This window comes from Streptomyces sp. NBC_00096 (assembly GCF_045041305.1).
Classification (GTDB): Bacteria; Actinomycetota; Actinomycetes; order Streptomycetales; family Streptomycetaceae; genus Streptomyces.
On sequence record NZ_CP108221.1, the window covers coordinates 4,800,846 to 4,826,726 of the forward strand.

At 71.1% G+C, this 25,881-nt stretch carries 24 protein-coding genes; 12 read left to right on the forward strand and 12 right to left on the reverse strand.

Going from position 1 to position 25,881, the window contains the following annotated elements:
• The first annotated feature begins 166 nt into the window (after nucleotides 1-166).
• On the forward strand, nucleotides 167-2,671 hold the full coding sequence (locus OG904_RS21135; protein WP_405493228.1) for a beta-glucosidase: 2,505 nt from the start codon (nucleotides 167-169) through the stop codon (nucleotides 2,669-2,671).
• Between the two features lie 112 nt (nucleotides 2,672-2,783).
• Here OG904_RS21135 and OG904_RS21140 read toward each other — a convergent pair whose 3' ends face one another.
• A complete protein-coding gene (locus tag OG904_RS21140; protein ID WP_405493230.1) occupies nucleotides 2,784-3,692 on the reverse strand; it encodes a GDSL-type esterase/lipase family protein in 909 nt (302 codons plus the stop codon).
• Between the two features lie 249 nt (nucleotides 3,693-3,941).
• On the opposite strand from OG904_RS21140, the gene OG904_RS21145 reads away from it, so the two are divergent.
• Nucleotides 3,942-4,436 (forward strand): DUF3145 domain-containing protein, encoded by a 495-nt coding sequence (locus tag OG904_RS21145; protein WP_267754836.1) that lies wholly within the window; start codon nucleotides 3,942-3,944, stop codon nucleotides 4,434-4,436.
• A gap of 88 nt (nucleotides 4,437-4,524) precedes the next feature.
• Here the strand turns inward: OG904_RS21145 and fabF are convergent, their stop codons facing one another.
• From fabF to OG904_RS21170, 5 genes are all read right to left on the reverse strand, one after another.
• On the reverse strand, nucleotides 4,525-5,790 hold the full coding sequence (gene fabF / locus OG904_RS21150) for a beta-ketoacyl-ACP synthase II (protein WP_405493232.1): 1,266 nt from the start codon (nucleotides 5,788-5,790) through the stop codon (nucleotides 4,525-4,527).
• 79 nt (nucleotides 5,791-5,869) lie between these two features.
• Nucleotides 5,870-6,118 (reverse strand): acyl carrier protein, encoded by a 249-nt coding sequence (locus tag OG904_RS21155; RefSeq protein ID WP_405493234.1) that lies wholly within the window; start codon nucleotides 6,116-6,118, stop codon nucleotides 5,870-5,872.
• 60 nt (nucleotides 6,119-6,178) lie between these two features.
• Entirely contained in the window at nucleotides 6,179-7,183 is a 1,005-nt protein-coding gene (locus OG904_RS21160) for a ketoacyl-ACP synthase III (RefSeq protein WP_405493236.1), read from the reverse strand.
• A 19-nt stretch (nucleotides 7,184-7,202) separates the two neighbouring features.
• The gene (locus tag OG904_RS21165) at nucleotides 7,203-8,135 is read right to left on the reverse strand and encodes an ACP S-malonyltransferase (RefSeq protein WP_405493238.1); all 933 of its coding nucleotides are present in this window, start codon (nucleotides 8,133-8,135) and stop codon (nucleotides 7,203-7,205) included.
• 89 nt (nucleotides 8,136-8,224) lie between these two features.
• The gene (locus OG904_RS21170) at nucleotides 8,225-9,442 is read right to left on the reverse strand and encodes a PucR family transcriptional regulator (protein WP_405493240.1); all 1,218 of its coding nucleotides are present in this window, start codon (nucleotides 9,440-9,442) and stop codon (nucleotides 8,225-8,227) included.
• A gap of 80 nt (nucleotides 9,443-9,522) precedes the next feature.
• Between OG904_RS21170 and OG904_RS21175 the strand changes: the two genes are divergently transcribed.
• Nucleotides 9,523-10,203, forward strand: a complete 681-nt coding sequence (locus OG904_RS21175; protein ID WP_405493242.1) for a pirin family protein — start codon at nucleotides 9,523-9,525, stop codon at nucleotides 10,201-10,203.
• On the opposite strand, the gene OG904_RS21180 is transcribed toward OG904_RS21175, so the two are convergent.
• Nucleotides 10,190-11,017, reverse strand: a complete 828-nt coding sequence (locus OG904_RS21180; RefSeq protein WP_405493244.1) for a serine hydrolase domain-containing protein — start codon at nucleotides 11,015-11,017, stop codon at nucleotides 10,190-10,192. The two genes, OG904_RS21175 and OG904_RS21180, sit on opposite strands and share 14 nt — an antisense overlap.
• Before the next feature lie 51 nt (nucleotides 11,018-11,068).
• Here OG904_RS21180 and OG904_RS21185 point away from each other — a divergent pair, with 51 nt between their 5' ends.
• Nucleotides 11,069-11,455, forward strand: coding sequence for a MerR family transcriptional regulator (locus OG904_RS21185; protein ID WP_405493246.1), 387 nt, complete (start codon nucleotides 11,069-11,071; stop codon nucleotides 11,453-11,455).
• Nucleotides 11,452-12,456: an aldo/keto reductase gene (locus OG904_RS21190; RefSeq protein WP_405493248.1), complete on the forward strand. Its 1,005-nt coding sequence runs from the start codon at nucleotides 11,452-11,454 to the stop codon at nucleotides 12,454-12,456. The genes OG904_RS21185 and OG904_RS21190 overlap by 4 nt, the downstream gene beginning before the upstream one ends.
• Before the next feature lie 108 nt (nucleotides 12,457-12,564).
• On the opposite strand, the gene OG904_RS21195 is transcribed toward OG904_RS21190, so the two are convergent.
• The 3 genes from OG904_RS21195 to OG904_RS21205 all read right to left on the reverse strand — a co-directional run bounded on the left by OG904_RS21195 (nucleotide 12,565) and on the right by OG904_RS21205 (nucleotide 15,540).
• Nucleotides 12,565-13,407: a DUF4429 domain-containing protein gene (locus OG904_RS21195; RefSeq protein ID WP_405493250.1), complete on the reverse strand. Its 843-nt coding sequence runs from the start codon at nucleotides 13,405-13,407 to the stop codon at nucleotides 12,565-12,567.
• A 64-nt stretch (nucleotides 13,408-13,471) separates the two neighbouring features.
• Nucleotides 13,472-14,611: an alpha/beta hydrolase gene (locus tag OG904_RS21200; RefSeq protein WP_405498155.1), complete on the reverse strand. Its 1,140-nt coding sequence runs from the start codon at nucleotides 14,609-14,611 to the stop codon at nucleotides 13,472-13,474.
• Nucleotides 14,612-14,880: 269 nt separating this feature from the next.
• Nucleotides 14,881-15,540: a TetR family transcriptional regulator gene (locus OG904_RS21205; RefSeq protein WP_405493252.1), complete on the reverse strand. Its 660-nt coding sequence runs from the start codon at nucleotides 15,538-15,540 to the stop codon at nucleotides 14,881-14,883.
• A 121-nt stretch (nucleotides 15,541-15,661) separates the two neighbouring features.
• Between OG904_RS21205 and OG904_RS21210 the strand changes: the two genes are divergently transcribed.
• Nucleotides 15,662-17,275 carry an MFS transporter gene (locus tag OG904_RS21210; RefSeq protein ID WP_405493254.1) on the forward strand — a complete coding sequence of 538 codons (1,614 nt, stop codon included), beginning with the start codon at nucleotides 15,662-15,664 and terminating at the stop codon, nucleotides 17,273-17,275.
• 341 nt (nucleotides 17,276-17,616) lie between these two features.
• A complete protein-coding gene (locus tag OG904_RS21215) occupies nucleotides 17,617-18,066 on the forward strand; it encodes a peptidase inhibitor family I36 protein (RefSeq protein WP_405493256.1) in 450 nt (149 codons plus the stop codon).
• Here OG904_RS21215 and OG904_RS21220 read toward each other — a convergent pair.
• Together OG904_RS21220 and aceE are read right to left on the reverse strand one after the other, a co-directional pair.
• On the reverse strand, nucleotides 18,047-18,967 hold the full coding sequence (locus OG904_RS21220; protein WP_405493258.1) for a potassium channel family protein: 921 nt from the start codon (nucleotides 18,965-18,967) through the stop codon (nucleotides 18,047-18,049). The genes OG904_RS21215 and OG904_RS21220 overlap by 20 nt on opposite strands.
• Nucleotides 18,968-19,037: 70 nt before the next feature.
• Complete coding sequence (gene aceE, locus OG904_RS21225) at nucleotides 19,038-21,770, reverse strand: pyruvate dehydrogenase (acetyl-transferring), homodimeric type (RefSeq protein WP_405493260.1); 2,733 nt, start codon at nucleotides 21,768-21,770, stop codon at nucleotides 19,038-19,040.
• 443 nt (nucleotides 21,771-22,213) lie between these two features.
• On the opposite strand from aceE, the gene OG904_RS21230 reads away from it, so the two are divergent.
• The 5 genes from OG904_RS21230 to OG904_RS21250 all read left to right on the forward strand — a co-directional run bounded on the left by OG904_RS21230 (nucleotide 22,214) and on the right by OG904_RS21250 (nucleotide 25,849).
• Nucleotides 22,214-22,639: a DUF3052 domain-containing protein gene (locus OG904_RS21230; RefSeq protein WP_405493262.1), complete on the forward strand. Its 426-nt coding sequence runs from the start codon at nucleotides 22,214-22,216 to the stop codon at nucleotides 22,637-22,639.
• A 169-nt stretch (nucleotides 22,640-22,808) separates the two neighbouring features.
• Entirely contained in the window at nucleotides 22,809-23,267 is a 459-nt protein-coding gene (locus tag OG904_RS21235) for a peroxiredoxin (protein ID WP_405493264.1), read from the forward strand.
• 140 nt (nucleotides 23,268-23,407) lie between these two features.
• Nucleotides 23,408-23,983, forward strand: a complete 576-nt coding sequence (locus OG904_RS21240; RefSeq protein ID WP_405493266.1) for a TerD family protein — start codon at nucleotides 23,408-23,410, stop codon at nucleotides 23,981-23,983.
• 149 nt (nucleotides 23,984-24,132) lie between these two features.
• Nucleotides 24,133-24,708, forward strand: a complete 576-nt coding sequence (locus OG904_RS21245) for a TerD family protein (protein ID WP_328298461.1) — start codon at nucleotides 24,133-24,135, stop codon at nucleotides 24,706-24,708.
• Between the two features lie 25 nt (nucleotides 24,709-24,733).
• Nucleotides 24,734-25,849: a DUF475 domain-containing protein gene (locus OG904_RS21250; RefSeq protein WP_405498157.1), complete on the forward strand. Its 1,116-nt coding sequence runs from the start codon at nucleotides 24,734-24,736 to the stop codon at nucleotides 25,847-25,849.
• The last annotated feature ends 32 nt before the right edge of the window (nucleotides 25,850-25,881 follow it).

Here is a 25,881-nt window from a genome sequence, read left to right on the forward strand (position 1 = left end):
CACAGCTGCCAGCAGGACCGTACTACGGCATCGTTGGATTACAAACAGGTTACGAACCCTACCGCTCTACAGGTGAACGGGTCCACCATGGGGTCGCCGCACCGCACCGCTCTGCACCGCAAGGCGCCGCACCGCGCCGCAAGGCACCCGCACTCAACGAGGAGGCATGGCCGTGACCAATGCCGATCAGGTCCGCAACGACGTCGTAGAGGCGGCGCTGGGCAAGCTGGATCTCGACACCAAGGCCCGGCTGCTGGCCGGCCAGGACATGTGGTCCCTGCCCGCCGTCCCCGAGATCGGGCTGAAGTCCCTGGTCATGTCCGACGGCCCCATCGGGGTCCGCGGCGTGCGCTGGACCGCCGACGACCCGTCCATCGCCCTGCCCTCCCCGACCGCGCTCGCCGCCGCCTGGGACCCCGCGCTCGCCCGCCGGGCCGGCCGCCTCCTCGCCCAGGAGGCCCGCCGCAAGGGCGTCCACGTCCTCCTCGCGCCCACCGTCAACCTGCACCGCTCCCCGCTCGGCGGCCGGCACTTCGAGTGCTACTCCGAGGACCCGTACCTCACCGGCGCCGTCGGCAGCGGCTACGTGAACGGCGTCCAGGACGGCGGCGTGGGCACCACCGTCAAGCACTTCGTGGGCAACGACGCCGAGACCGAGCGGTTCACCGTCGACAGCGTCATCGCCCCGCGCCCGCTGCGCGAGCTGTACCTGGCGCCCTTCGAGGCCATCGTCGCCAATGCCCACCCGTGGGGCATCATGACCGCCTACAACCAGGTCAACGGCGTGACGATGACCGAGAACACCCACCTGGTCAACGAGGTCCTGCGCGCCGAATGGGGCTTCGACGGCTACAACGTCTCCGACTGGATGGCCGCCCGCTCCACCACCGGCGACATCCTCGGCGGCCTCGACGTGGCCATGCCCGGCCCCGTCACCGTCTACGGGACGCCGCTCGCCGACGCCGTCCGCTCCGGCGAGGTCCCCGAGTCCGCCGTCGACGAGGCCGTCCGCAACGTCCTGCGCCTCGCCGCCCGCGTCGGCATCCTGGAGGGCGCCCCCGCCGTGGTCGGCGAGGTCCCCGCGCCCATCGACGGTCAGGCCCTGGCCCGCGAGCTCGCCGCCCGCGGCTTCGTCCTCGTCCGCAACGAGGCCGCCCCGGGCGCGGCCGCGTCCGGCACGCCCGGGTCCGGCACGGCCGGGTCCGGGGAGCGGCGCGCGCTGCCGCTCGACACCACCGCCGGCCGCACCGTGGCCCTCATCGGCGCCGCCGCCCGCGACGCCCGCGTCCTGGGCGGTGGCTCCGCCACCGTCTTCCCCGAGCGGATCGTCTCCCCGCTGGACGGTCTGAGCGCCGCTCTGCCCGCAGGCTCCCTGACCTACGCGGTCGGCGCCGACCCCAGTGACGAACTGTCCCCCGCCGACAAGGGCTTCGAGCTCCGCGCGATCTGCCGGGACGCCTCCGGGGCCGTCCTCGGCACGGGCACGCTGCCGACCGGTCAGGTCCAGTGGATCGGGGACGACCTGCCCGAGGGCGCCGCGTACGAGACGATGGCGAGCATCGAGGTCGTCGGCACGTTCGTCCCCCGCGAGAGCGGCGAGCACGCCTTCGGCACCCGCGGACTCGGCGCCTTCACCCTCGCCGTAGCCGGGGAGGTCCGCTGGGACGGCGTCCAGCAGATGGGCAACGCGGCCGACCCGTTCGAGGCCTTCTTCGGCGCCCCCAGCGAGCGCACCCGGATCGCCCTCACCGAGGGCGAGGCCGTCGAGGTCTCGCTGACCTACCAGGTCCCCGACATGACCGCCCTGCCGCTCAAGGCGATCATGTTCTCCTTCCTCCACCTCGGCCCGCAGCGCTCCGCCGACGAGCTCATCGCGGAGGCCGTGGAAGCGGCCCGCGCCGCCGACACCGCCGTGGTGGTCGTGGCCACCACCGAGCGGGTGGAGTCCGAGGGCTTCGACCGCAAGGACCTCACCCTGCCGGGCCGGCAGGACGACCTGGTCCGGGCCGTCGCCGCCGTCAACCCGAACACCGTGGTCGTCGTCAACGCGGGTTCCCCGGTGGAACTCCCGTGGCGCGAGGACGTGGCCGCCGTACTCCTGACCTGGTTCCCCGGGCAGGAGGGCGGGGCCGCGCTGGCCGACGTACTGCTCGGGGACGCGGAGCCGGGCGGGCGGCTGCCCACCACCTGGCCCGCGGAGTTCGCCGACGCGCCGGTCACCGAGGTGGTCCCGACCGAGGGGCGCCTGGAGTACGGCGAGGGGCTCTTCATCGGCTACCGGGCGTACGAGAAGCACGGGATCGCCCCCGCCTTCCCCTTCGGGCACGGCCTCGGCTACACGGACTGGGCGTACGAGTCCCTGGAGGTCACCCCCGGGTCCGCACGGGTCCGCGTCACCAACACCGGCACCCGGCCGGGCCGCGAGACCGTCCAGGTCTACCTGGCCCCCACGGCGGACACCGTCGAACGCCCGGCGAGCTGGCTGGCCGGCTTCGCGAGCGTGACGGCCGGTCCCGGCGAGAGCGTCGAGGTCGAGATCGCCCTGCCGGAGCGCGCCTTCGAGATCTGGGACCAGGCCTCCCGGTCCTGGCAGCGGATCGGCGGCGGCTACGAGGTCCGCGCGAGCCGCTCGCACGGCGACGCGCGGCTGACGGCGACCCTCGAACTGTAAATGGCCGGAAATCACCCGTGCTGAGGTGATTCAAGAGCTGGACCGGGGGCGGGCCCTGACACCCGCCCCCGGTCCTGTACCTCCGTCCGCGGGGCCCGCGCGGCCCGCGGCGTCAACGCGGGGGCTCGGCGGACGTCACCTGTCGGTGCGCCAGTTCCGCGAGCCGCGCCTGCCCGTCCCGGCCCGGGTGGAACCAGTCCCAGCGGCTCAACTGCTCCTCCGAAAACGGGTACTGGAAGACCGCGCCGCCGTCGTAGCGGCACAGCTCGTCCTTCGCGCAGACCTCGCGCAGCACCTCGTTGTACTCGACCACGCGCGCCCGCACCCGCTCGCGCCGGGCCGTCGCCCCGGCAGCCGCGGAGGTCGGCTCGGCGAGCATCGACTGGCAGATCCCGAGCTTCCAGACCTGACGCACCATCGGGTCGTCCTTGCCCTGCTCCCACAGCCGCTGGAGGTCCGGGACGCTGGAGACGTACACCTGAGAGGCGGGCGAGGCGGCCCGCAGACCGGCCAGCGCCTTCTCGAAGCCGGAGCGGAAGGCGGCCACCGAGGTCATCGACGAAGCGGTCGGCCGGCAGGCGTCGTTCGAGCCCACCATGACCGTGACCAGGCCCGGCTTGTGCGCGGCGGCCGAGGCCAGCTGCCCCGGCAGGTCCGCCATCCGGGAGCCGGTCACCGCGTAGTTCCAGCTGCGAGCGGGGGCCTCGGCCTCTCCGAGGAGCCGGGCCGCCAGCGAGTGCACCTCGGGGTCGTCGCCGGTGGCCCAGGAGGCCTCCGGGCAGTCGGCCAGCACCGAACAGGCGTCGAAACCGCGCGTGATGGAGTCGCCCACGGCGGCGACCGAGGCGGGCGCGGTGTTCCAGCGCGGAGCCGCCAGCGCCCCGCGCTCACCCCCGGACTTCGCCCCGTCCGCCGAACACCCCGTCAGGACCCCGGCCGCCGCCACGATCAGCGCGGTCACCGCCGCGCCCGCTCCCGCGGACGTCCGACGCGCCCGGCGGCGTGGGGCGGTGGTGCGCATGCGTGGGGTCCCTCCTCGTCGCCCCGCGTCGTCCGGGGGCGTCCTGCTGAGTGAATGCTCTGGTTTTACGGGCCTTGGAGCGACCGTACGTCACACCATGACCCCCGGCGCACGGTAGCTTTTTCCCGTGGCGTTTCGGCCGCAAGTCCCGCAACGCAATGTCAAATAATTTCCGTTACATTACATCACGTCACATACTGTCCGTTTTCTGGAGTTTATTCCCGACCTCGTCCCACACTGGAGGTCCCGGTGACGACACGTGGAGTCCTGTACGTGCACTCCGCACCGCGCGCGCTCTGCCCGCACGTGGAATGGGCTGTTGCGGGGGTGCTCGGGGTGCGGGTGAACCTCGACTGGATCCGGCAGCCCGCCTCCCCCGGCACCTGGAGAGCCGAATTCTCCTGGCAGGCCGAGGCCGGCACCGCCTCGAAACTCGCCTCCGCCCTGCGGGGCTGGCACCTGCTGCGCTTCGAGGTGACCGCGGAACCCTGCCCGACCGCCGAGGGCGAGCGCTACAGCTCCACCCCGCAACTGGGCATCTTCCACGCCGTCACCGGCATGCACGGTGACATCCTGATCCCCGAGGACCGGCTGCGCGCCGCCCTCGCCCGGTCCGCGCACGGCGAGACGGACCTGGAGGCGGAGATCGCCAAACTGCTCGGCAAACCCTGGGACGACGAGCTCGAACCCTTCCGCTACGCGGGCGAGGGCGCCCCGGTCCGCTGGCTCCACCAGGTGGTCTGACGTACGCGAAAGGCCCACCCGGGTGATCCGGGTGGGCCTTTGCGCTCACACGTGGCGGCGTTCGGACGACGAACGCCGCAGCCGTCGATCAGACGGACCGGAACGCCAGGGTGACGTTGTGGCCGCCGAAGCCGAAGGAGTTGTTGATCGCGGAGATCGGGCCGTCGGCCGGCAGCTTGCGGGGCTCGCCGCGCACGATGTCCGCGTCGATGTCGTCGTCGATGTCGTCGAGGTTGATCGTCGGCGGGGCGAGGCGGTGGTACAGCGCCAGCACCGTCGCCACGGTCTCGATGCCGCCCGCGCCACCCAGGAGGTGACCGGTCATCGACTTCGTGGCCGAGATCGCGATGTGGTCGAGGTCGTCGCCCAGGACCTTGCGCAGGGCCTTCAGCTCGGCCGTGTCACCCTGCGGGGTGGACGTGGCGTGCGCGTTCAGGTGCACCAGCTCGGCCGGGTCGAGGCCCGTGTTGTCGAGCAGGTTCTGCACGGCGGCCGCGACACCGCGGCCGGTCGGCTCGGGCTGCGCGATGTGGTGGCTGTCCGCGGACAGACCCTGGCCCAGCACCTCGCAGTAGACCCGGGCGCCGCGCGCCGCGGCGTGCTCGGCGGACTCCAGGATCACGACGCCCGCGCCCTCGCCGAGGACGAAGCCGTCACGGGCCTTGTCGTACGGGCGGGAGGCCGTGGTCGGGTTCTCGTTGTTCTTGGACATCGCCATCATGTTGGCGAACGCGGCGATCGGCAGCGGGTGGATCGCCGCCTCCGTGCCGCCCGCGACGACCACGTCGGCGCGGCCGGTGCGGATCATCTCGACGGCGTAGCCGATGGCCTCGGCGCCCGACGCGCAGGCGCTGACCGGAGTGTGCACGCCCGCGCGGGCGTTGACCTCCAGGCCGACGTTGGCCGACGGGCCGTTGGGCATCAGCATGGGAACGGTGTGCGGGGAGACCCGTCGCACACCCTTTTCCTTCAGTACGTCGTACTGGTCGAGCAGGGTGGTCACGCCGCCGATGCCGGAGGCGATGACGGTGCCCAGGCGCTCGGGCGCGATGTTCGCGTCCTCGCCCGCCGGGGCGGTGTAGCCGGCGTCGGCCCACGCCTCGCGGGCCGCGATGATGGCGAACTGGGCCGAGCGGTCCAGCTTGCGGGCCAGCGGCCGCGGAAGGACCTCACTGGGGTCCACGGCGGCGGTTGCGGCGATACGAACCGGGAGTTCGGCGAAACGCTCACCCTCGAGGGGCTTCACGCCTGAACGGCCGGCAAGCAGACCTTCCCAGGTCGAAGCGCTGTCGCCACCCAGCGGAGTGGTTGCGCCGATACCGGTGACGACCACGGTGCGATTGGTCGGGCTCACAGGAATTCTTTCTCCACGTCTCAGGGGGTGCTGAATTGTCACGGCGCCACCGCCAGGTGGCGACAAACGCTCGTCAGGCTCAGGCCTGGTGCTTCGCGATGTAGTCCGCGGCGTCGCCGACCGTCTTGAGACCCTTGACGTCCTCGTCCGGGATCTTCACCTCGAAGCGCTCTTCGGCGGCGACGACGACCTCGACCATGGACAGCGAGTCGACATCCAGGTCGTCGGTGAAGGACTTGTCGAGCTGGACGTCCTCCTGCGGGATGCCGGCGATCTCGTTGACGATCTCCGCGAGACCTTCGAGGATCTCTTCCTGGGTGGCGGCCATGTTGGCGCTCCTTCTATAGCTAACTGGGGGTGGAACAGGGTCCGGGAGTGATCCCGGGCCCTAGGGGAGGGTAACGACCGTCGCGGCGTAGACGAGTCCCGCCCCGAAGCCGATGACGAGCGCGGTGTCGCCGCTCTTCGCCGCTCCGGTCGCCAGGAGCCGCTCCATTGCGAGCGGGATCGAGGCGGCCGAGGTGTTGCCGGTGGTTTCGATGTCACGGGCGACCGTGACGTGCTCCGGCAGCTTCAGAGTCTTCACCATCGAGTCGATGATCCGCATGTTTGCCTGGTGCGGAATGAAGACGTCCAGGTCGTCAGCGGTGATCCCGGCTGCGTCGAGCGCCTGCTGGGCCACCTTGGCCATCTCGAAGACGGCCCAGCGGAAGACCGCCTGACCCTCCTGCGTGATGGCCGGAAACTTCTCGCCGCCGCCCTTGCCGAGGTACTCGTCCCACGGCACGGTCTGCTTGATGGTCTCCGACTTGTCGCCCTCGGAACCCCACACGGTGGGGCCGATCGCCGGCTCGTCCGAGGGGCCGACGACCACGGCGCCCGCGCCGTCACCGAACAGGAAGGCCGTCGCGCGGTCCTCCAGGTCGGTGAGGTCCGAGAGCCGCTCCACGCCGATGACCAGCACGTACTCGGCGGAACCTTCCACCACCAGGCCCTTGGCCAGGGTCAGGCCGTAGCCGAACCCGGCGCAGCCGGCGGAGATGTCGAAGGCGGCGGGCTTGCCCGCGCCGATGCGGTGCGCGATCTCGGTCGCGACGGCCGGGGTCTGCTTGAAGTGAGACACCGTCGAGACGATCACGGCGCCGATCTTCTCCGGGGCGACCCCGGCATCGGCCAGCGCCTTGCCGGAGGCCTCCACCGACATCGCGGCGACGGTCTCCTCGGGCGAGGCCCAGTGCCGCGTCGCGATGCCGGAGCGGGAGCGGATCCACTCGTCCGACGAGTCGATGGTCTCGAGGATGACCTCGTTGGGCACCACACGGGTCGGGCGGTAGCCGCCGACACCGAGGATGCGGGCGTACGGGGAGCCCTTGGCAGGCTTGATCTTCGACATGCTGAGTGGGCTCCTTCTCTCAGACCGCGTGCTCGGCGACGAGCGCCGCGGCCTTTTCGAGATCGTCCGGGGTCTTCAGGGCCACGCTCGGTACGCCCTTCAGCGCGCGCTTGGCCAGACCCGTCAGGGTGCCACCGGGGGACAGCTCGATGATCCCCGTGACACCCAGTTCGGCGAACGTCTCCATGCACAGGTCCCAGCGGACCGGGTTGGCCACCTGGCCGACCAGCCGGGCGACGACATCGGCGCCCGTGGTCACGACCTGACCGTCCTTGTTCGATACGTAGGTCAGCGCCGGGTCGGCCGGGCCGAGGGCCAGGGCGGCCTCCTCCAGCCGGGCCACGGCCGGAGCCATGTGGTGCGTGTGGAAGGCGCCCGCGACCTTGAGGGCGACGACCTTCATGGAACCCTCGGGCTTTTCGGCCTCCAGGGCGGCGATCTGCTCCACCGTGCCGGCCGCGACGATCTGGCCCGCGCCGTTGATGTTCGCCGGGGTCAGACCCAGCTTCTCCAGGTGTGCGACGACGACGTCCCGGTCCCCGCCGAGGACCGCGGCCATGCCCGTCGCGGTGACCGCGGCGGCCTCGGCCATGCCGAGCCCGCGGGTCCGTACGAAGGCCAGCGCGTCCTCGTCGGACAGCACGCCGGCGTACGCGGCGGCGGTGATCTCGCCGACGCTGTGGCCCGCCACGGCACCGAACGCCGCACGGCCGGCCTCGAGGGAAGCTGTCAGCGCGGCCGCGGAGAGCAGACCGGCGGCCACCAGCAGGGGCTGTGCAACGGCCGTGTCGCGGATTTCGTCCGCGTCGGCCTTCGTGCCGTAGTGGGCAAGGTCGAGCCCGATGGCGTCCGACCAGCCGGCGACGCGGTCAGCGGCACCGGGCAGGTCGAGCCAGGGAGTCAGGAAGCCGGGCGTCTGTGCGCCTTGGCCGGGAGCGACGAGTACGAGCACCCTCACACTCTCTCTTGTGTTCGGTCCGCGCCGCCCGTGGGGACAGGGACGAAGAACCTTCGGGGTAATTGTTGATGTCCGACAAAAGTCTAGGACTGAGGATCGCCGTCGGCCAGACGCCCGAGGATCAGGGCGATCCGCAGCGTGAACGCGGAACGGACATCCGAGGGCGACCAGCCGGTGACGTCTGTCACACGTCGCAGCCGGTAGCGCACGGTGTTGGGGTGCACGAACAGCATCCGAGCTGCGCCTTCCAGGCTGCTCGCCTGCTCCAGGTAGACGCTCAGCGTCTCCAGCAGAGCCGAGCCGGCCTCTTCCAGCGGTCTGTAGATCTCCTCCACCAGCTGCTCGCGGGCCGAAGGGTCGGAGGCGATCGCGCGTTCGGGCAGGAGATCGTCCGCGAGCACCGGCCGCGGAGCGTCCTGCCAGGCGGTGCAGGCCTTGAGCCCGGCCGCCGCGGCCTGCGCCGACTTCGTGGCGTTCAGTAGGTCCGGGACCACCGGCCCGGCCACCACCGCACCCGCCGCGAACGGCCCGATCAGGGACTTCGCCACCTGGAGCGGATTGTCGCTGCCGCCCGCGATGACCACGAGCCGGTCGCCGAGCACCCCGGTGAGCACCTGCAGCTTGTGGTGGCGGGCCGCCCGGCGGATCGCCTCTACCGTCAGCTCGCTGTCGCCCTCCGGCGCGGTGCCCAGCACCACGCACACGTGCTCGGGGGAGTTCCAGCCCAGCGCCGCGGCCCGCGACAGCGCGCCCTCGTCGGCCTCGCCGGACAGCACCGCGTTGACCACCAGGGACTCCAGCCGGGCGTCCCACGCACCGCGCGCCTCGGCGGCCTGCGCGTACACCTGGGCGGTCGCGAAGGCGATCTCCCGGGCGTACACCAGCAGTGCCTCGCGCAGGATCGACTCGTCTCCGGGCGCCGCGACCTCGTCGATCGCGGTCTCCATGACCTCGATCGTGGTGCGCACCATCTCGACGGTCTGGCGCAGGGTGATCGCCCGGGTCAGCTCGCGCGGAGCGGTCCCGAAGACATCGGTGGAGATCGCCTGCGGGGTCTCGGGGTGCCGGAACCACTCGGTGAAGGCGGCGATGCCGGCCTGGGCGACCAGGCCGATCCACGACCGGTTCTCCGGTGGCATCGCCCGGTACCACGGCAGGGTCTCGTCCATGCGCGCGATGGCGTTCGCGGCGAGCCGGCCGGATGACTTCTCCAGTCGGCGCAGCGTCGCGGAGTGCGGATGGGCGGGAGCCGGATGCGCGGGACGGGTCGCGGGTGAATGCTCACGTTCGGGTTGGGGCACGTGACAAGACTGCCTTATCGGGGAGGCTGCGCGGAGTCCGGTCCCACACCGCGGATCACCCCGGGGCTACCGTGGCCCTCATGATTGACGTACGCCGAGGCGCCGACCGGTACGGGGGAGGGGACCCGGATTCCGGGATCACCACAGGTCACGCCTTCTCCTTCGGGTCGCACTACGACCCGGACAACCTGCGCTTCGGTCCGGTCCTGGCGTGCAACGAGGAGACCCTCGCCCCCGGCGCCGGCTTTGACGAGCACCCCCACAGCCACACCGAGATCGTGACCTGGGTCGCCGAGGGCGAGCTCACCCACCGCGACGGCACGGGCGCGGCCACCCTGGTGCGGCCCGGCGACGTGCAGCACCTCGGCGCCGCGTCCGGGACCCGGCACGTGGAACGCAACGACGGCCCCGGGCCGCTGCGCTTCGTCCAGATGTGGCTCGAGCCCCTAGACACGGCCGGGGAGCCCTCGTACACGCTGGTCAGGGGCATCGCCGACAGCACGCCCTATGCCGTGCCCGCGGCCGGGGCCGTGCTGCACGTACGCCGCCCGGGCGCGGGCGAGCGGGTGGCCGTACCGGCCGCGGAGCGGGTGTACCTGCACGTCGTACGGGGGGACGTGCGGCTGGACGGGGCGGGCGGGGACGAGCTCGGTCCGGGGGACTCCGCGCGGATCACCGGTGAGGCGGCGCTGGAGCTGGTCGCCGGATCCCCGGCCGAGCTGCTGATCTGGGAGCTCCCCCGGGGCCTCAGCGGGTCCTGAGCTCCGCGAGCACCGCGTCGGTGAACGGCGGCCAGGCCTCCACGGCCCACGGGCCGAAGGCACGGTCGGTCAGCGCCACGCAGGCGGCACGGGCGTCCGGGTCCACCCACAGGAAGGTCCCGGACTGCCCGAAGTGGCCGAAGGTGCGCGGCGAGGAGCCGGCGCCCGTCCAGTGCGGGGACTTCCCGTCGCGGATCTCCAGGCCGAGCCCCCAGTCGTTGGGGGACTGGTGGCCGTAGCCCGGCAGCACCCCCTTGAGCCCGGGGTGGACCACGGTGGTGGCCCCGGCGACGGTGCGGACGTCCAGCAGCCGGGGCTGCTGGAGCTCGGCGGCGAAGCGCAGCAGGTCGGTGACGGTGGAGACGCCGTCCTTGGCGGGGGAGCCCTCCAGGCTGCTCGAGGTCATGCCCAGCGGCTCGAAGACGGCCCCGTGCAGGTACTCGGCGAAGGGGATCCCGGTGGCCTTGGCGATGTGGTCGCCGAGCACCTCGAAACCGGCGTTCGAGTACAGCCGGCGCTGTCCGGGCGGGGCCGTCACGCGGTGCTCGTCGAAGGCCAGACCGCTGGTGTGCGCGAGCAGGTGGCGGACGGTGGAGCCCTCGGGCCCGGCCGGCTCGTCCAGCTCGATCGCGCCCTCCTCGTAGGCCACGAGCGCGGCGTAGGCGGCGAGCGGCTTGGTGACGGAGGCCAGCGGGAAGCGATGGTCGACCGGCCCGTGGGCGGCGAGCACCGTCCCGTCGGCGCGGACGACGCCCGCGGCGGCGGTCGGGACCGGCCAGTTCTCGATGATGCGCAGACTCTGCAAGCTCTCCATGCGGCCGAGCGTACTTGCTTGGAGTGCACTCAAAGGTTTTAGCGTGGAGGCATGAGCCTGACGCAGCCGCAGACGCGGTACACGATCAGCGAGGTCGAGGCACGGACCGGTCTGACCCAGCACACCCTGCGCTGGTACGAGCGGATCGGCCTCATGCCGCACGTGGACCGCTCCCATTCGGGTCAGCGGCGCTTCAACGACAAGGACCTCGACTGGCTGGCCTTCGTGGGCAAGCTGCGCACCACCGGGATGTCGGTGGCGGACATGGTCCGGTACGCCGAACTCGTCCGCGAGGGCGCGCACACCTTCGACCAGCGGCGCGAACTGCTGGAACGGACGCGGCGCGAGGTGCGGGCGCGGATCGCGGAGCTGACGGACGCGCTCGCCGTACTGGACTACAAGATCGATACGTATGCGATGAAGGTGGACCGGACATGAAGATCGAGAAGGTCGAACTGGGCAAGGGCGGCCCGCTGGTGGGCGTCCAGGGCCTCGGCTGCATGGGCATGAGCGAGTTCTACGGGGACACGGACGAGACGGTCGCCCGGCAGACCCTCGACGCGGCACTGGCCGCCGGGGTCACCCTCTTCGACACCGCGGACGTCTACGGGCGGGGCGCGAACGAGGAGTTCCTCGCGCCGTTCGTGGCCGCGCACCGCGAAGAGATCACCCTCGCCACGAAGTTCGCCATAGAGCGTACGGACGACCCGCATTACCGGGGGATCCGCAACGACCGGGCGTACATCCGCACGGCGGTGGAGGAGAGCCTGCGTCGTCTTGGCACCGACGTGATCGACCTGTACTACATGCACCGGCGCGACCCGGCCGTGCCGTTCGCCGAATCGGTGGGCACGATGGCGGAGTTGGTGCGGGAGGGCAAGGTGCGCCACCTCGGGCTCAGCGAAGTGACCGGCGCCGAGCTGCGCGAGGCGCACGCGGTGCACCCGATCTCGGCGCTCCAGTCGGAGTGGTCGCTGTTCAGCCGGGACGTGGAGCGCAGCGCGGTGGGCGCGGCGGCGGAGCTGGGCGTGGCCTTCGTGCCGTACTCCCCGCTCGGGCGCGGCTTCCTGACGGGGGCGTTCGCGGACGCCTCGGTGGAGCTGACGCCCGGTGACTACCGGCAGTACCAGCCCCGGTTCAGCGGTGACAACGCGAAGGCGAACACGGCGCTGCTGGCGCCGGTACGGGAGATCGCGGCGGCCCGCGGGGCAACGCCGGGGCAGATCGCGCTGGCGTGGGTGCAGCAGCGGGCGGCGGTGCACGGCCTGACGGTCGTCCCGATCCCGGGCACCCGCAAGCCGGGCCGCCTCGCGGAGAACACGGCGGCGACCCGGATCACCCTGACGGACCCGGAGCTGGCCCTGCTGGAACCGATCGCCGCCGGTGTCGCGGGCGACCGCTACCCGGACATGGGCTCGACTTCGGCGGCGCGCGAGTAACCGGGGCCGGCCAGGTCCAGCCCCGCCGGCCTTTGGGGCGCAGGCCCCGGGCCGGCCGGGGGAACGGCGGGAGGGCGGGAGGGCGGGTGGGGGGACGCCCCCGCAGGGTCAGCCCTCGGCCGCGAGCCGGTCGCGCAGGGCCGCGTACTCGGCGTCGGTGAGCAGGCCGACACCGTGCAGCTCGCTCAGGTGCTGGAGCCGGTCGGCCAGCCGCGGCGCGGGCACGGCGGCCACCGGGGTACGGGCACCGCGCAGCCCGGCCAGGACCGCCGCCGCGAACGGCAGCGACTCGTGCACGGCCCCGTAGCCGATGCCGAAGACGGCCGAGGCGAGGTCGTGGTCCGGGCTCGGGTCCCCCGGGGTGTCGCGGACCGACAGCCGCAGGTGGCCCCCCGGCCGCTCCGGGGAGTGCCAGGCGACCGCGGTCAGGGCGGCCAGCGGATACCGCTGGTCGCCCGCCTTCCATTTGGCGCTCGTGGCCCCGGTGCGCGACCAGTGGAAGGTCACGGCGCTGCCGTCGAAGGCCAGCCGGGCGTCGTACGCCTTGAGGGTGGCCGGCGGCTGCGGGACGCGCACCAGGAAGCGCTCGGCGGGTCCGGGCGGGCCCAGCCGCTCGCGCAGGGCCCCGGCGAAGTCGGCGGCCCGGCCGGCGGCGCCGCCCGGCAGCACCAGCCGGTACGGATCGCAGGCTTCCTTCAGCTGCCCCGCCGCCGCGTCCATCAGCGGATCGGCGCCCGCCCGCACGGAGGCGTGCAGCACCACGGTGTCCCGCCGTCCCACGGTCAGGCCCACTCCGGACAACGCCTCGAGCGGAATCAGTCGTTCCCCCAGGGCGTGCCAGAGCCTGGGCGTTCGCATCCCCCGTGCGAAGCGGATGATCATCGAGTTCGTGGTGCGGTCGAACTCCCAGACGGCATGATTTCCGGCCAGTACGTCACCCATGCGGCACATCGTAAAGGGAGGCACCCCTGCGCGTCCCCCCGCTGAGAGGTCCGTTTTCGGGTCCCGCGAGCGGTCAGGAACCGTCCGTCCGGGAAATTCCGCGCCTGCACGTGTCGTCGCCGGTGGCGCACACAGTGGAACCGAACGCACCGGTTCCGATTTTGGCGAAGTTGTCCAGGGATTCGGTCCCTGGCTCGAAGTAGCCGGTGTGGCTCCTGGCCCCGGCCGCCGACAGGACCCGCGCGCCGAAGCCCGCCGAGACCGGATCCGCGCCGTGGCCCCAGCCCCCGAGCTCCAGGTGCGGTACGTCGGCGATCCAGTCGCCGGAGTCCCGCATCGACCACACGCGTGCCGAGGTGCCGAGGGCGGCGACGTTCTCGGCGCGCATACCGGGACTGCCCGCCACCGCGATGTCCGTGACCCGGCCGGGCAGCTCGTGCGCGGCGACCCCGCACACCACCGAACCGTAGCTGTGGCAGAACAGCGCCACGCTCGCCCGTCCGGGCAGCGCGGAGGTCAGCGCGCGCAGCCTGGCCGCGCCGTCCACGGCCATCCGCCCGGTCGCCGCGTCCACGCCGACCCCGGTCGGTGCGGTGTAGCCGGCCCAGGCGATGACCGCCGTCCGGCTGCCGGGTGCGGCCGCGCGCTCGGCCTCGTACAGGGACTGCGCCATGCCGACGGGGGCGGTCAGGCGGCGCTCGGTGCGCTCGAAGGTGACCGCGTCGGTGTCGACGCCGGGCACGACGACCGAGATCCGGCGGGCCGCGTCGAGGTCGCCGAAGACCTCGGCCACCAGGCCGCTGCCGGTGGGGTCGAAGGTGAGGATCTGCCGGCCGGGTTCGGCGAGGGACTCGAAGCGGTGGGCGCGCCTGGCCGCCGTCGCGCGGTCGGCGGGGGCCAGCGTGATGTCGTGTCCGCGGACCTCCTCGGCCCGGGCGGCCTGCTGGAGGGAGATCTGGTTGGCCCGGTAGCGGACGCTGGACGGCACGCCGTCGAGATTGCCGACCACCAGGGGGTGGCCCTCGGTGAGCCGGGCGCGCTGGGCACCGTCCAGGCTCGCGAAGAAACGTGCCACCGTCGGCGCGGGGGCATCGGCGGCGGGCAGTGCCCGGCCTTCGAAGTGCGCCCGGGCCCAGGAGGCGAGCGCGGCCTGGCGCGGGGAGGCGACGCTGTCGGGCCGGTACACGGAGGTCCAGCCGGTGGTCGCGAGCATGAGGAAGACCACCGCCAGCGCGAGCAGGGTGCGCAGGGCGGCGGGACGCCGGACGGCGTCGGGGGTGGCGGTGTGGGCGGGGCCGGGCAGGTTCACTGCGCTCAGCCTAGGAGACCGCCGCGGGTGGTGGCGCGCCGGGTGACCGGAGTCACCGCCGACCGTGCGACACCGGTCCGTGCGCCACCGGCGGGAGTTCCCGTACGGATTCCCGCGCGGGCGGGCCGTACGCGGACGCACCGGCTCCGCTCGGGTGACCGGGAACACGCCGGTCAGAGGGGGCGCCGCCAGTCGGCGGCCAGCGCCGGGCCGATCTGGTCGAGGTAGACCTCGGTCATCCGCCGGATCGCGGCGACGCTGGTGTCCTCGCCCTGCCCCCAGAGCCGGCCGGTGACGCGCATCACGCCCGAGAACGCGGCGACGGCCACCCGGGGACGCGGATCGGCGTCCACGTCCAGCCCCTCGCGCTCGGCGACCAGCAGGGCGATCCGCTCCTCCAGCTCGGTGGAGCGGCGCAGGTGCACCGCGAGCAGCGCCGGAGTGGACTCGATGAGCCGGTAGCTGCGCATGTACAGGTCGACCGGGACCAGCTCCGCGATGGCCTCCTCGACGGTGTCCCAGGCGGCGAGCACGGCCGCGCGCATCGCCTCGAAGGGCCCCTCGGCGGGCGGGCGGACGCGCAGCGCCGCGACGAAGTGCGATTCGACCAGGTCCTGGACGGCGAAGGCGACCTCCTCCTTGTTGGCGAAGTACCGGAAGAAGGTGCGCTGGGAGACGTCCACGGCGTCGGTGATCTCGTCGACGGTGGTCTCCTCGTACCCCTGGGCGATGAAGAGGAGGAGGGCGGCGCGCAGCAGCGCGTCGCGGGTACGCCGTTTCTTGCGCTCGCGCAGTCCGGCCGCCGGTGCGGGTACGGGCCGCTGGTCGGTCATCACGGAGGGCGGGGTCCTTTCTGACGCGGAGTGGGCGGTCAGGCTACCTGTGACGGACGTGACAGTGACTGTCTGACTAAGCCGTCTGTGAAGTGTCAGTCGCTGTCACTAGCCTGTCCGCATGACTAGTCAGATCACCGTCGACGGCCAGGGCGCGGAACTCTCCAAGGAACCGGGCCCGGGGCCGGTCCGTACGGGCCTGCGCGGCCACCCGTGGCTGACCCTCTTCGCCGTTGCCATCGGCGTCATGATGGTCACCCTCGACGGCACGATCGTCGCCGTCGCCAACCCCGCCATCCAGAAGGACCTCGGCGCCTCGCTCGCGGACGTCCAGTGGATCACCAACGGCTACCTCCTCGCCCTCGCGGTCTCCCTCATCACCGCGGGCAAGCTCGGCGACCGCTTCGGCCACCGCCAGACCTTCCTCATCGGCATCGCCGGCTTCGCCGCCTCCTCGGCGATCATCGGCCTCTCCAGCGGCGTCGAGCTCGTCATCGGCTTCCGCGTCGCGCAGGGCGTCTTCGGGGCGCTCCTGATGCCCGCGGCGCTCGGGCTGCTGCGCGCGACCTTCCCCGCCGAGAAGCTCAACATGGCCATCGGCATCTGGGGCATGGTCATCGGCGCCTCGACCGCCGCCGGGCCGATCGTCGGCGGCCTGCTCGTGGAGAACGTGAGCTGGCAGTCGGTCTTCTTCATCAACGTGCCCGTCGGCATCGTCGCGCTCGCCTTCGGCCTGTTCATCCTGGTCGACCACCGGGCCGAGAACGCCCCGCGCTCCTTCGACGTCCTCGGCATCGTGCTGCTGTCGGCCGGCATGTTCTCGCTGATCTGGGCGCTGATCAAGGCCTCCGAATGGGGCTGGGGCGACATCAGGACCCTCGCCTTCCTCGGTGGGTCCCTGCTGGCCTTCGCGGCCTTCGGCCTCTGGGAGACCCGCGTCGCCGAGCCGCTGATCCCGCTCGGCATGTTCCGCTCGCTGCCGCTGTCCGCGGGCACGGTCCTGATGGTCCTGATGGCCTTCGCCTTCATGGGCGGGCTGTTCTTCGTCACCTTCTACCTGCAGAACATCCACGGCATGAGCCCCGTCGACAGCGGCCTGCACCTGCTGCCGCTGACCGGCATGATGATCATCGGTTCACCGCTGGCCGGCATCGCCATCACCAAGGTCGGCCCGCGCCTCCCGCTCGTCGCCGGCATGGTCGCCACCGCGGCCGCCTGCTTCGGGATGTCCCAGCTGACCCCGGGCACCTCCACCCTCACCATGTCGCTCTGGTTCGCCCTGATGGGCCTCGGGCTCGCGCCCGTCATGGTCGGCGCCACCGAGGTCATCGTCGGCAACGCCCCGCTGGAGCTCTCCGGCGTGGCCGGCGGGCTCCAGCAGGCCGCCATGCAGGTCGGCGGCAGCCTGGGCACCGCGGTGCTCGGCGCGGTCATGGCCAGCAAGGTCAGCAGCGTCCTCGGGGACAACTGGACCGGGGCCGGCCTGCCTCCGCTCACCCCCGAGCAGCTCGACCTCGCGGAGAAGGGCGTCACGGTCGGCATCGCCCCGATCCCGCAGGGCGCTCCCGAGCAGGTCGCGGCGCTCATCAAGGGCGTCGCCAACGACACGTTCGTGTCAGGGATGAGCACCGCCTTCACCGTCGCCGGCGTGGTCGCGGTACTCGCCGCGATCGTGGCCGGGTTCACCAAGCGCGGCGAGAACGCCGAAGCGGGGGCGGGAGCGGCGCACATCTAGTGCTGCGACCGGAATGGTTCACCGCCACAGCACTGCTGGTGCGGTGAACCCCTCCGGTCACCGCACCACCCACAGACCGGCGCCGCCCGAGCTGCCCGCTGCTGCCCGGGCGGCGCCCCCGACGCCTCCGCAGCCCCGTCCGCCGCCGATCGGGCAGGGTCGCGGAGGCGTCAACTCCGTACGTACGACAGCCCCGCCGGGCGGCTTCGGCGGGGCTGTCGCCTATCAGGGTGGACCCGCCCGCGGCCCCTTCTGCCCGGCCGTCCGCGCAGGTCAGCGTGGTGTCGACGGAGCTCCGGAATCGGTCCGGGGCCCGTACGTCCACCAGGAGTTGACCCGTCATGCGTACGTGGAACACCACTTTCACCGCGGCCACCGTCCTCGCCGCCACCCTGCTGATCCCGGGCACCGCGGGCTCCGCCCATGCGGCGGGCCAGCCGGCCGGAACCGCTCATGTGGCCGGGACGGGGGGTGCGAAGGGCGGCGGCCGTGCCGCGGGGCCGCCGACGCTCGGGGCCTGCGCCACCGGGCAGCTGTGCCTGTGGGCGAAGCCGGAGTTCAAGGGGGCCCGCCGGACCCACGAGCTGAGCACCCTCGACATCAACAGCTGCACCGCGCTGCCCGCCGGGACCACCGCCCAGTCCCTCACCAACCGGACCGGGCGCCCGGTCACCACCTACCAGTCGGCCGAGTGCGCCGAGACCGGTGAGTTCCAGACCTACCCGGGCGACGGGGTGTGGCTGCCCCAGTCGCCCTACCAGGTCAGGGCGTTCAAGGTGTGGGAGCGCTGACGGCGCTGGCCGCCGCGGCCGCCTCCTGCCCCCGGTCCGGTCCGCCCCGGACGCGGAGCTCCGCGCCCTCGGCGGGCCCGGCCGGGCCGCTCTCCCCGGCGGCTCCAGTGGCTGCGGCGGCCCCGGCGGCTGCGCCGGCTCCAGCGGCCCCGGCGGTCCCGGTGGCTCCGGCGGACGCCGCCCCGCCGAGGCGGGCGACCTCGCCGCGCAGCGCCCGTACCTCCGCAGCCAGTTCGGAGATCGCCGCCGTCTGGGCCCGTTCCACCAGGTCGTCGCGTTCGAAGCGGGAGATGAACCAGGCCGCGATGTTGGCGGTCACCACACCCAGCAGCGCGATCCCGGACAGCATCAGCCCCACCGCCAGCAGCCGGCCGAGCCCGGTGGTGGGGGAGTGGTCCCCGTACCCGACCGTCGTCATCGTCGTCACCGACCACCACAGGGCGTCCCCGAGGTTCTTGATGTTCCCGCCGGGCGCGTCCCGCTCCACGCTCAGCACGGCCAGCGAGCCGAACATCAGCAGCCCGACCACCGCGCCCGCCACGTACGTGGTCAGCCGGATCTGCGGCGCCATCCGGGCCCGCCGGCCCACCAGCATCAGGGTGGAGACCACGCGCAGCAGCCGCAGCGGCTGGATCATCGGCAGCAGCACCGCCGCCAGGTCCATCCAGTGGGTCCGCACGAAGGCCTTCTTCGCCCCCGACAGGCCCAGCCGCATCAGGTAGTCGGCGGCGAAGGCGGCCCACACCACCCACTCGGCGTGCGTGCAGGCGTGGTGCACCCACGGACTCGCGTCGGGCGCGACGATGGGCACGGCGTAGGCGACGGCGAATCCCAGGGCGAGCACCAGCAGCGGCGTCTGCGTCCGGCGCTCCCACCGCGACTGGCGGGAGGGTTGTTTCATGAGGGCATCGTAAAGAATGCGTAAGGGGCGTTGGGACACATGTCCCAACGCCCCCACGTACGGGTGACCGTTACGCGTCGCCGCCCGCGGCTCCGGGGTGGGCCGCCGCGACGTCCAGCAGCTGGTACCGGTCGATCGCCTGCTTCAGCGCCGAGCGGTCGATCTTGCCCTCACGGGCCAGCTCGGTCAGCACGGACAGGACCACCGACTGCGCGTCGATGTGGAAGAAGCGCCTGGCCGCACCGCGCGTGTCGGCGAAGCCGAAGCCGTCCGCTCCCAGCGAGGTGTACGTGCCGGGCACCCAGCGCGAGATCTGGTCCGGGACCGCCCGCATCCAGTCGGAGACCGCCACGAACGGACCCTCCGCACCGGACAGCTTGCGCGTCACGTACGGGACGCGCTGCTCCTCCTCCGGGTGGAGCAGGTTGTGCTCCTCCACGGCGACGGCCTCGCGGCGCAGCTCGTTCCAGGAGGTCGCCGACCAGACGTCCGCCCTGACGTCCCAGTCGGCCGCCAGGATCCGCTGCGCCTCCAGCGCCCACGGCACCGCCACGCCCGAGGCCATGATCTGCGCCCCGACGGCTCCGGCCGTACCGGCCGAGATCCGGTGGATGCCGTTCAGGATGCCGTCCACGTCGACGTCCGCCGGCTCGGCCGGGTGCTGGATCGGCTCGTTGTAGACGGTCAGGTAGTAGAAGACGTCCTCGGCGTCGGGCCCGTACATCCGCCGCAGACCGTCCTTGACGATGTGCGCGATCTCGTAGCCGTAGGCCGGGTCGTACGCCACGCAGCCCGGGTTGGTCGAGGCCAGCAGCTGGGAGTGACCGTCGGCGTGCTGCAGGCCCTCACCCGTCAGGGTGGTCCGGCCGGCGGTCGCGCCGAGGACGAAACCGCGGGCCAGCTGGTCGGCCATCTGCCAGAACTGGTCACCCGTGCGCTGGAAACCGAACATCGAGTAGAAGACGTAGACCGGGATCAGCGGCTCGCCGTGCGTCGCGTACGCCGAACCGGCGGCGATCAGCGAGGCCGTGCAGCCCGCCTCCGAGATGCCGTCGTGCAGCATCTGGCCGGTCGGGGACTCCTTGTACGCGAGCAGCAGGTCGCGGTCGACCGCCTCGTACTGCTGGCCCATCGGGTTGTAGATCTTGGCGCTCGGGAAGAACGCGTCCATGCCGAAGGTGCGGTACTCGTCGGGCGCGATCAGCACGAAGCGCCGGCCGATCTCCTTGTCCCGCATCAGGTCCTTCAGGATGCGGACGAAGGCCATGGTGGTGGCGATCGACTGCTGGCCCGAGCCCTTCTTGGCGGCCGCGTACGTCTTGTCGTCCGGCAGCTGCAGCGGCTTGGCGCGCACCACGCGGGTCGGCACGTAGCCGCCGAGCGCGCTGCGGCGGTCGTGCATGTACTGGATCTCGGGGGAGTTGCGGCCCGGGTGGTAGTACGGCGGGGCGCCGTCCTCCAGCTGGGCGTCCGTGATCGGGATGTGCAGCCGGTCGCGGAAGCGCTTGAGGTCGTCGGCCGTCAGCTTCTTCATCTGGTGGGTCGCGTTGCGGCCCTCGAAGTTCGGGCCGAGGGTCCAGCCCTTGACCGTCTGCGCCAGGATCACCGTCGGCTGGCCCTTGTGGGCCTTGGCCGCCGCGTACGCCGCGTAGACCTTCTTGTGGTCGTGCCCGCCGCGGCCCAGGTGCTGGATCTGCTGGTCGGTCATGTTCTCGACCATCGCGCGCAGCCGGTGGTCGCCGCCGAAGAAGTGGTCGCGGATGTACGCGCCCGTCTCGGTGGCGTACGTCTGGAACTGCCCGTCCGGGGTGGTGTTCAGCTTGTTGACCAGGATGCCGTCGCGGTCCTGGGCCAGCAGCGGGTCCCAGGAGCGGTCCCAGATCAGCTTGATGACGTTCCAGCCGGCGCCGCGGAACTGCGACTCCAGCTCCTGCATGATCTTGCCGTTGCCGCGGACCGGGCCGTCGAGGCGCTGCAGGTTGCAGTTGACGACGAAGGTCAGGTTGTCCAGGTGCTCGCGGGCGGCGATGGACAGCTGGCCGAGCGACTCCGGCTCGTCCATCTCGCCGTCGCCGAGGTACGCCCAAACGTGTGACTTGGAAGTGTCCGCGATACCGCGGGCCTGCATGTACCGGTTCATCCGGGCCTGGTAGATCGCCCCGAGCGGGCCGAGGCCCATCGAGACGGTCGGGAACTCCCAGAAGCCCGGCATGAGCCGCGGGTGCGGATAGCTGGAAAGGCCGTACGGGGCCTTCGACTTCTCCTGGCGGAACGCGTCGAGCTGCTGCTCGGAGAGCCGGTCCAGGAGGTAGGCGCGGGCGTAGATGCCGGGGGAGGCGTGGCCCTGGAAGAAGATCTGGTCGCCGCCGTCGCCTTCGTCCTTGCCCCGGAAGAAGTGGTTGAAGCCCACGTCGTAGAGGGAAGCGGAGGAGGCGAAGGTGGCGATGTGACCGCCGACGCCGATGCCGGGGCGCTGGGCGCGCGAGACCATGACGGCCGCGTTCCACCGGGTGGCGTTGAGGACCTTGCGCTCGATCTCCTCGTTGCCGGGGAAGAAGGGCTCGTCCTTGGTGGCGATCGTGTTGACGTAGTCCGTGGAGCGCATCTCGGGCACGGCCACGCGCTTCTCGCGGGCTCGCTCGATCAGCCTCAGCATCAGGTAGCGGGCGCGCTCGCGGCCCCGCTCGTCGACGGCGGCGTCGAGGGAGTCGAGCCACTCCTGCGTCTCTTCCGGATCGAAGTCCGGTACCTGACTCGGCAGGCCACCAATGATGATCGGATTGCGATCGGATGCGGAAGCCACGCTGTTCCTTCACTGTCGGGGGAGTCGTGCCGTGAGCCTTGAGTCTCGCCGCCTCCCATGGTCTTACGCTCGGCAGAAATCGTCATCTTTACCGTTGGGTAATCCCTGGAGGTGGCGGGATTGTGCCGGCTGTGGCGACGACACCGGCCAAACCGCAATGTTACGCCCATGTCGATCAACCCCTTCGCAAGGCCGTTCGCCCCTCAAACAGGTAGGAAAGTCCCGAGGCCGTGCCGAATGAGGTGGAATGGTGTGGGATGAATCACCAGGGGTACATGCGGAGGGGCTGAAAGTTGCGGCGAGACGGCCGCAATCGTCACCGTTTCGACGGTCTCGGCGGCCGGGTACTTGCGCGATCCGCCGCGCCCGTGTGGACTACGCCCAATGCTGCGCGTACGCGCGCCGCCGAAGAACATTCACCGAACATGAGCAGGAGGCACCCCGTGAGCGCGACCGCGGACCACGCGGAGAACCTGGCCGCCAGGCTGGGTTTCCAGTCCGAACAGGTGGTCCAGGAGATCGGCTACGACGACGACGTCGATCAGGAATTCCGTGATGCCGTAGAGGATCACGTCACCGAACTCGTCGATGAGGACTACGACGATGTCGCAGACGCGGTTCTGCTGTGGTTCCGGGAGGACGACGGCGACCTGACGGACGCCCTGGTCGACGCGACCGAACTGGTCGAGGACGGCGCACTGATCCTGCTGGTGACCCCCAAGACCGGCAAGGACGGTTTTGTCGAGGCCAGCGACATCAGCGAGGCCGCCGAGACGGCAGGCCTCTCGCTGGCCAAGGGGGCCCCCGTCGGCAAGGAGTGGACCGCCACCAAGCTGGTGACTCCGAAGACGGCCAAGTCCAAGCGCTGAGCCGCGCCCCGCAGCCAAGCGGACACACGCACCCCGCCCGCCGGAATCATCCCGGTCGGCGGGGTGTGTGCGTTCGGCGGCGGACAGGGGCGGGACGCGCGGTGGACCCATAGGGTGTGACCACCCGAACAGCCCAACGCAGGGATGCGGGACCGAAGGGATGCGACAGATGGCGATCGAGGTCGGCAGCAAGGCCCCGGACTTCGAGCTCAAGGACAACCACGGCGCGACCGTGCGGCTCTCCGACTTCCGGGGGGAGAAGGCCGTCGTGCTGCTCTTCTACCCGTTCGCCTTCACCGGCGTGTGCACCGGTGAGCTGTGCGAGCTGCGCGACCAGCTGCCGCGCTTCCAGAACGACGCCGTGCAGCTCCTCGCGGTCTCCAACGACTCCGTGCCGACCCTGCGCGTCTTCGGCGAGCAGGAGGGGCTGGAGTACCCGCTGCTCTCGGACTTCTGGCCGCACGGGGAGACCTCCCGCGCCTACGGGGTCTTCGACGAGGACAAGGGCTGCGCGGTCCGCGGCACCTTCGTCATCGACAAGGACGGCATCGTGCGCTGGAGCGTCGTCAACGGGCTGCCCGACGCGCGTGACCTGAACGAGTACATCAAGGCCCTCGACAGCCTCTGAGTCCGTGTCGCAGGCTCCTGGGCACGTTCGCCTCGAATAAGCGCGTACGGACGGGAACCCGTCACTAGGATCGAAACGTTGATCCGGTCAGAATCCGCACGACGGGGCACCGCCCCACACAAAAACCTTATGGAGGACCCGTGGGAGTCAGCCTCAGCAAGGGCGGCAACGTCTCGCTGACCAAGGCCGCGCCGAACCTGACGGCGGTCATCGTCGGTCTGGGCTGGGACGCTCGCACCACCACCGGTGTCGACTTCGACCTCGACGCCAGCGCGATCCTGACCAACGACCAGGGCAAGGTCGCCAGCGACGCCAACTTCGTGTTCTTCAACAACCTGAAGAGCCCCGACGGCTCGGTGGAGCACACCGGTGACAACACCACCGGTGAGGGCGAAGGCGACGACGAGGCCATCAAGGTCAACCTCAGCGGCGTCCCCAGCGACGTCCAGAAGATCGTCTTCCCGGTCTCGATCTACGAGGCCGAGAGCCGCCAGCAGAGCTTCGGCCAGGTCCGCAACGCCTACATCCGCGTGGTGAACCAGGCCGACAACACCGAGCTCGCCCGCTACGACCTGTCGGAGGACGCCTCGACGGAGACCGCCATGGTCTTCGGCGAGCTCTACCGCAACGGCGCGGAGTGGAAGTTCCGTGCCATCGGCCAGGGCTACGCCTCGGGCCTGCGCGGCATCGCGCAGGACTTCGGCGTCAACGTCTGAGCCTGCCTGGTCCGCCAGAGCAGCACCCTCACCTGTCCGGCGCCGTGCACTGTGTGTACGGCGCCGGACCGGCTTTACGGCCACACCGCCAGGCCGCCGCACCGCCACACCGCCAGACCGTCACACCGTTGTCCGGGGAGGACCACAACATGGGCGTCACACTCGCCAAGGGGGGCAATGTCTCCCTCTCCAAAGCCGCACCGAACCTCACCCGGGTCCTGGTAGGCCTCGGATGGGACGCGCGCTCGACCACGGGGGCCGACTTCGACCTCGACGCCAGCGCGCTGCTGTGCAGCAACGGCCGCGTGCTCGGGGACGAGTACTTCGTCTTCTACAACAACCTGAAGAGCCCCGAGGGCTCCGTCGAACACACGGGGGACAACCTCACCGGCGAGGGTGAAGGTGACGACGAGTCGATCATCATCGATCTCACCAAGGTCCCGGCCGGTGTGGACAAGATCGTCTTCCCCGTCTCGATCCACGAGGCGGAGGCCCGCCGGCAGAGCTTCGGCCAGGTCAGCAATGCCTTCATTCGCGTGGTGAACGAGGCGGACGGCCAGGAACTGGCCCGCTACGACCTCACCGAGGACGCCTCCAGCGAGACCGCGATGATCTTCGGCGAGGTTTACCGGTACGGCGGCGAATGGAAGTTCCGTGCGGTGGGGCAGGGGTACGCGTCGGGGCTCCGCGGCATCGCTCTAGACTTCGGGGTCAACGTTTCGTAAAGCCGTACAAGACGATGGGATGCCAGTGGTTCTGAAAACCTTCGGCTGGTCGTTCGCAATCACTGCGCTCGGACTGGTCGCGGCGCTGCTCTACGGGAGCTGGGAGGCACTCGGGATCGTCGCGATCCTGACCATCCTCGAGATCTCGCTGTCCTTCGACAATGCGGTGGTCAACGCCGGAATCCTGAAGAAGATGAATGCCTTCTGGCAGAAGATCTTCCTGACGGTCGGCGTTCTGATCGCGGTCTTCGGCATGCGACTGGTCTTCCCCGTCGTCATCGTCGCGATCAGCGCCAAGATCGGGCCCATCGACGCCGTCAACCTTGCCCTCACCGACAAGGACCAGTACAAGCAACTGGTCACGGACGCCCACCCGTCCATCGCCGCCTTCGGCGGCATGTTCCTGCTGATGATCTTCCTCGACTTCATCTTCGAGGACCGTGACATCAAGTGGCTCGCCTGGCTGGAGCGTCCGCTCGCGAAGCTCGGCAAGATCGACATGCTGTCGGCGTGCATCGCGCTCATCGTCCTCGTCATCACCGCGATGACCTTCGCCACCCAGGCCCACCAGCACGGCGGCGCCCACGTGGACAAGGCCCAGACCGTCCTGATCTCGGGCGTCCTCGGCCTGATCACCTACATGATCGTCGGCGGTCTCTCCGGCTACTTCGAGAACAGGCTCGAGGAAGAGGAAGAGGCCGAGCACGAGGCGGAGGAAGCGGCCAAGAAGTCCGGCAAGCCCGTGGCGGCCATCGCCATGGCCGGCAAGGCCGCGTTCTTCATGTTCCTCTACCTCGAAGTCCTCGACGCCTCCTTCTCCTTCGACGGGGTCATCGGCGCCTTCGCCATCACCAACGACATCGTGCTCATGGCCCTCGGCCTCGGCATCGGTGCCATGTACGTCCGCTCGCTCACGGTCTACCTGGTCCGCCAGGGCACCCTGGACGACTACGTCTACCTGGAGCACGGCGCGCACTACGCCATCGGCGCGCTCGCCGTCATCCTGCTCGTCACCATCCAGCACGAGATCAACGAGGTCATCACCGGCCTCGTCGGCGTCGTGCTGATCGCCTGGTCCTTCTGGTCCTCGGTGCGCCGCAACAAGCGCCTGGAACTGGAGGGTTCCACCGCCGAGGCATGATCGCGGCGTTAATGCGGAACGCTCAATTGCGG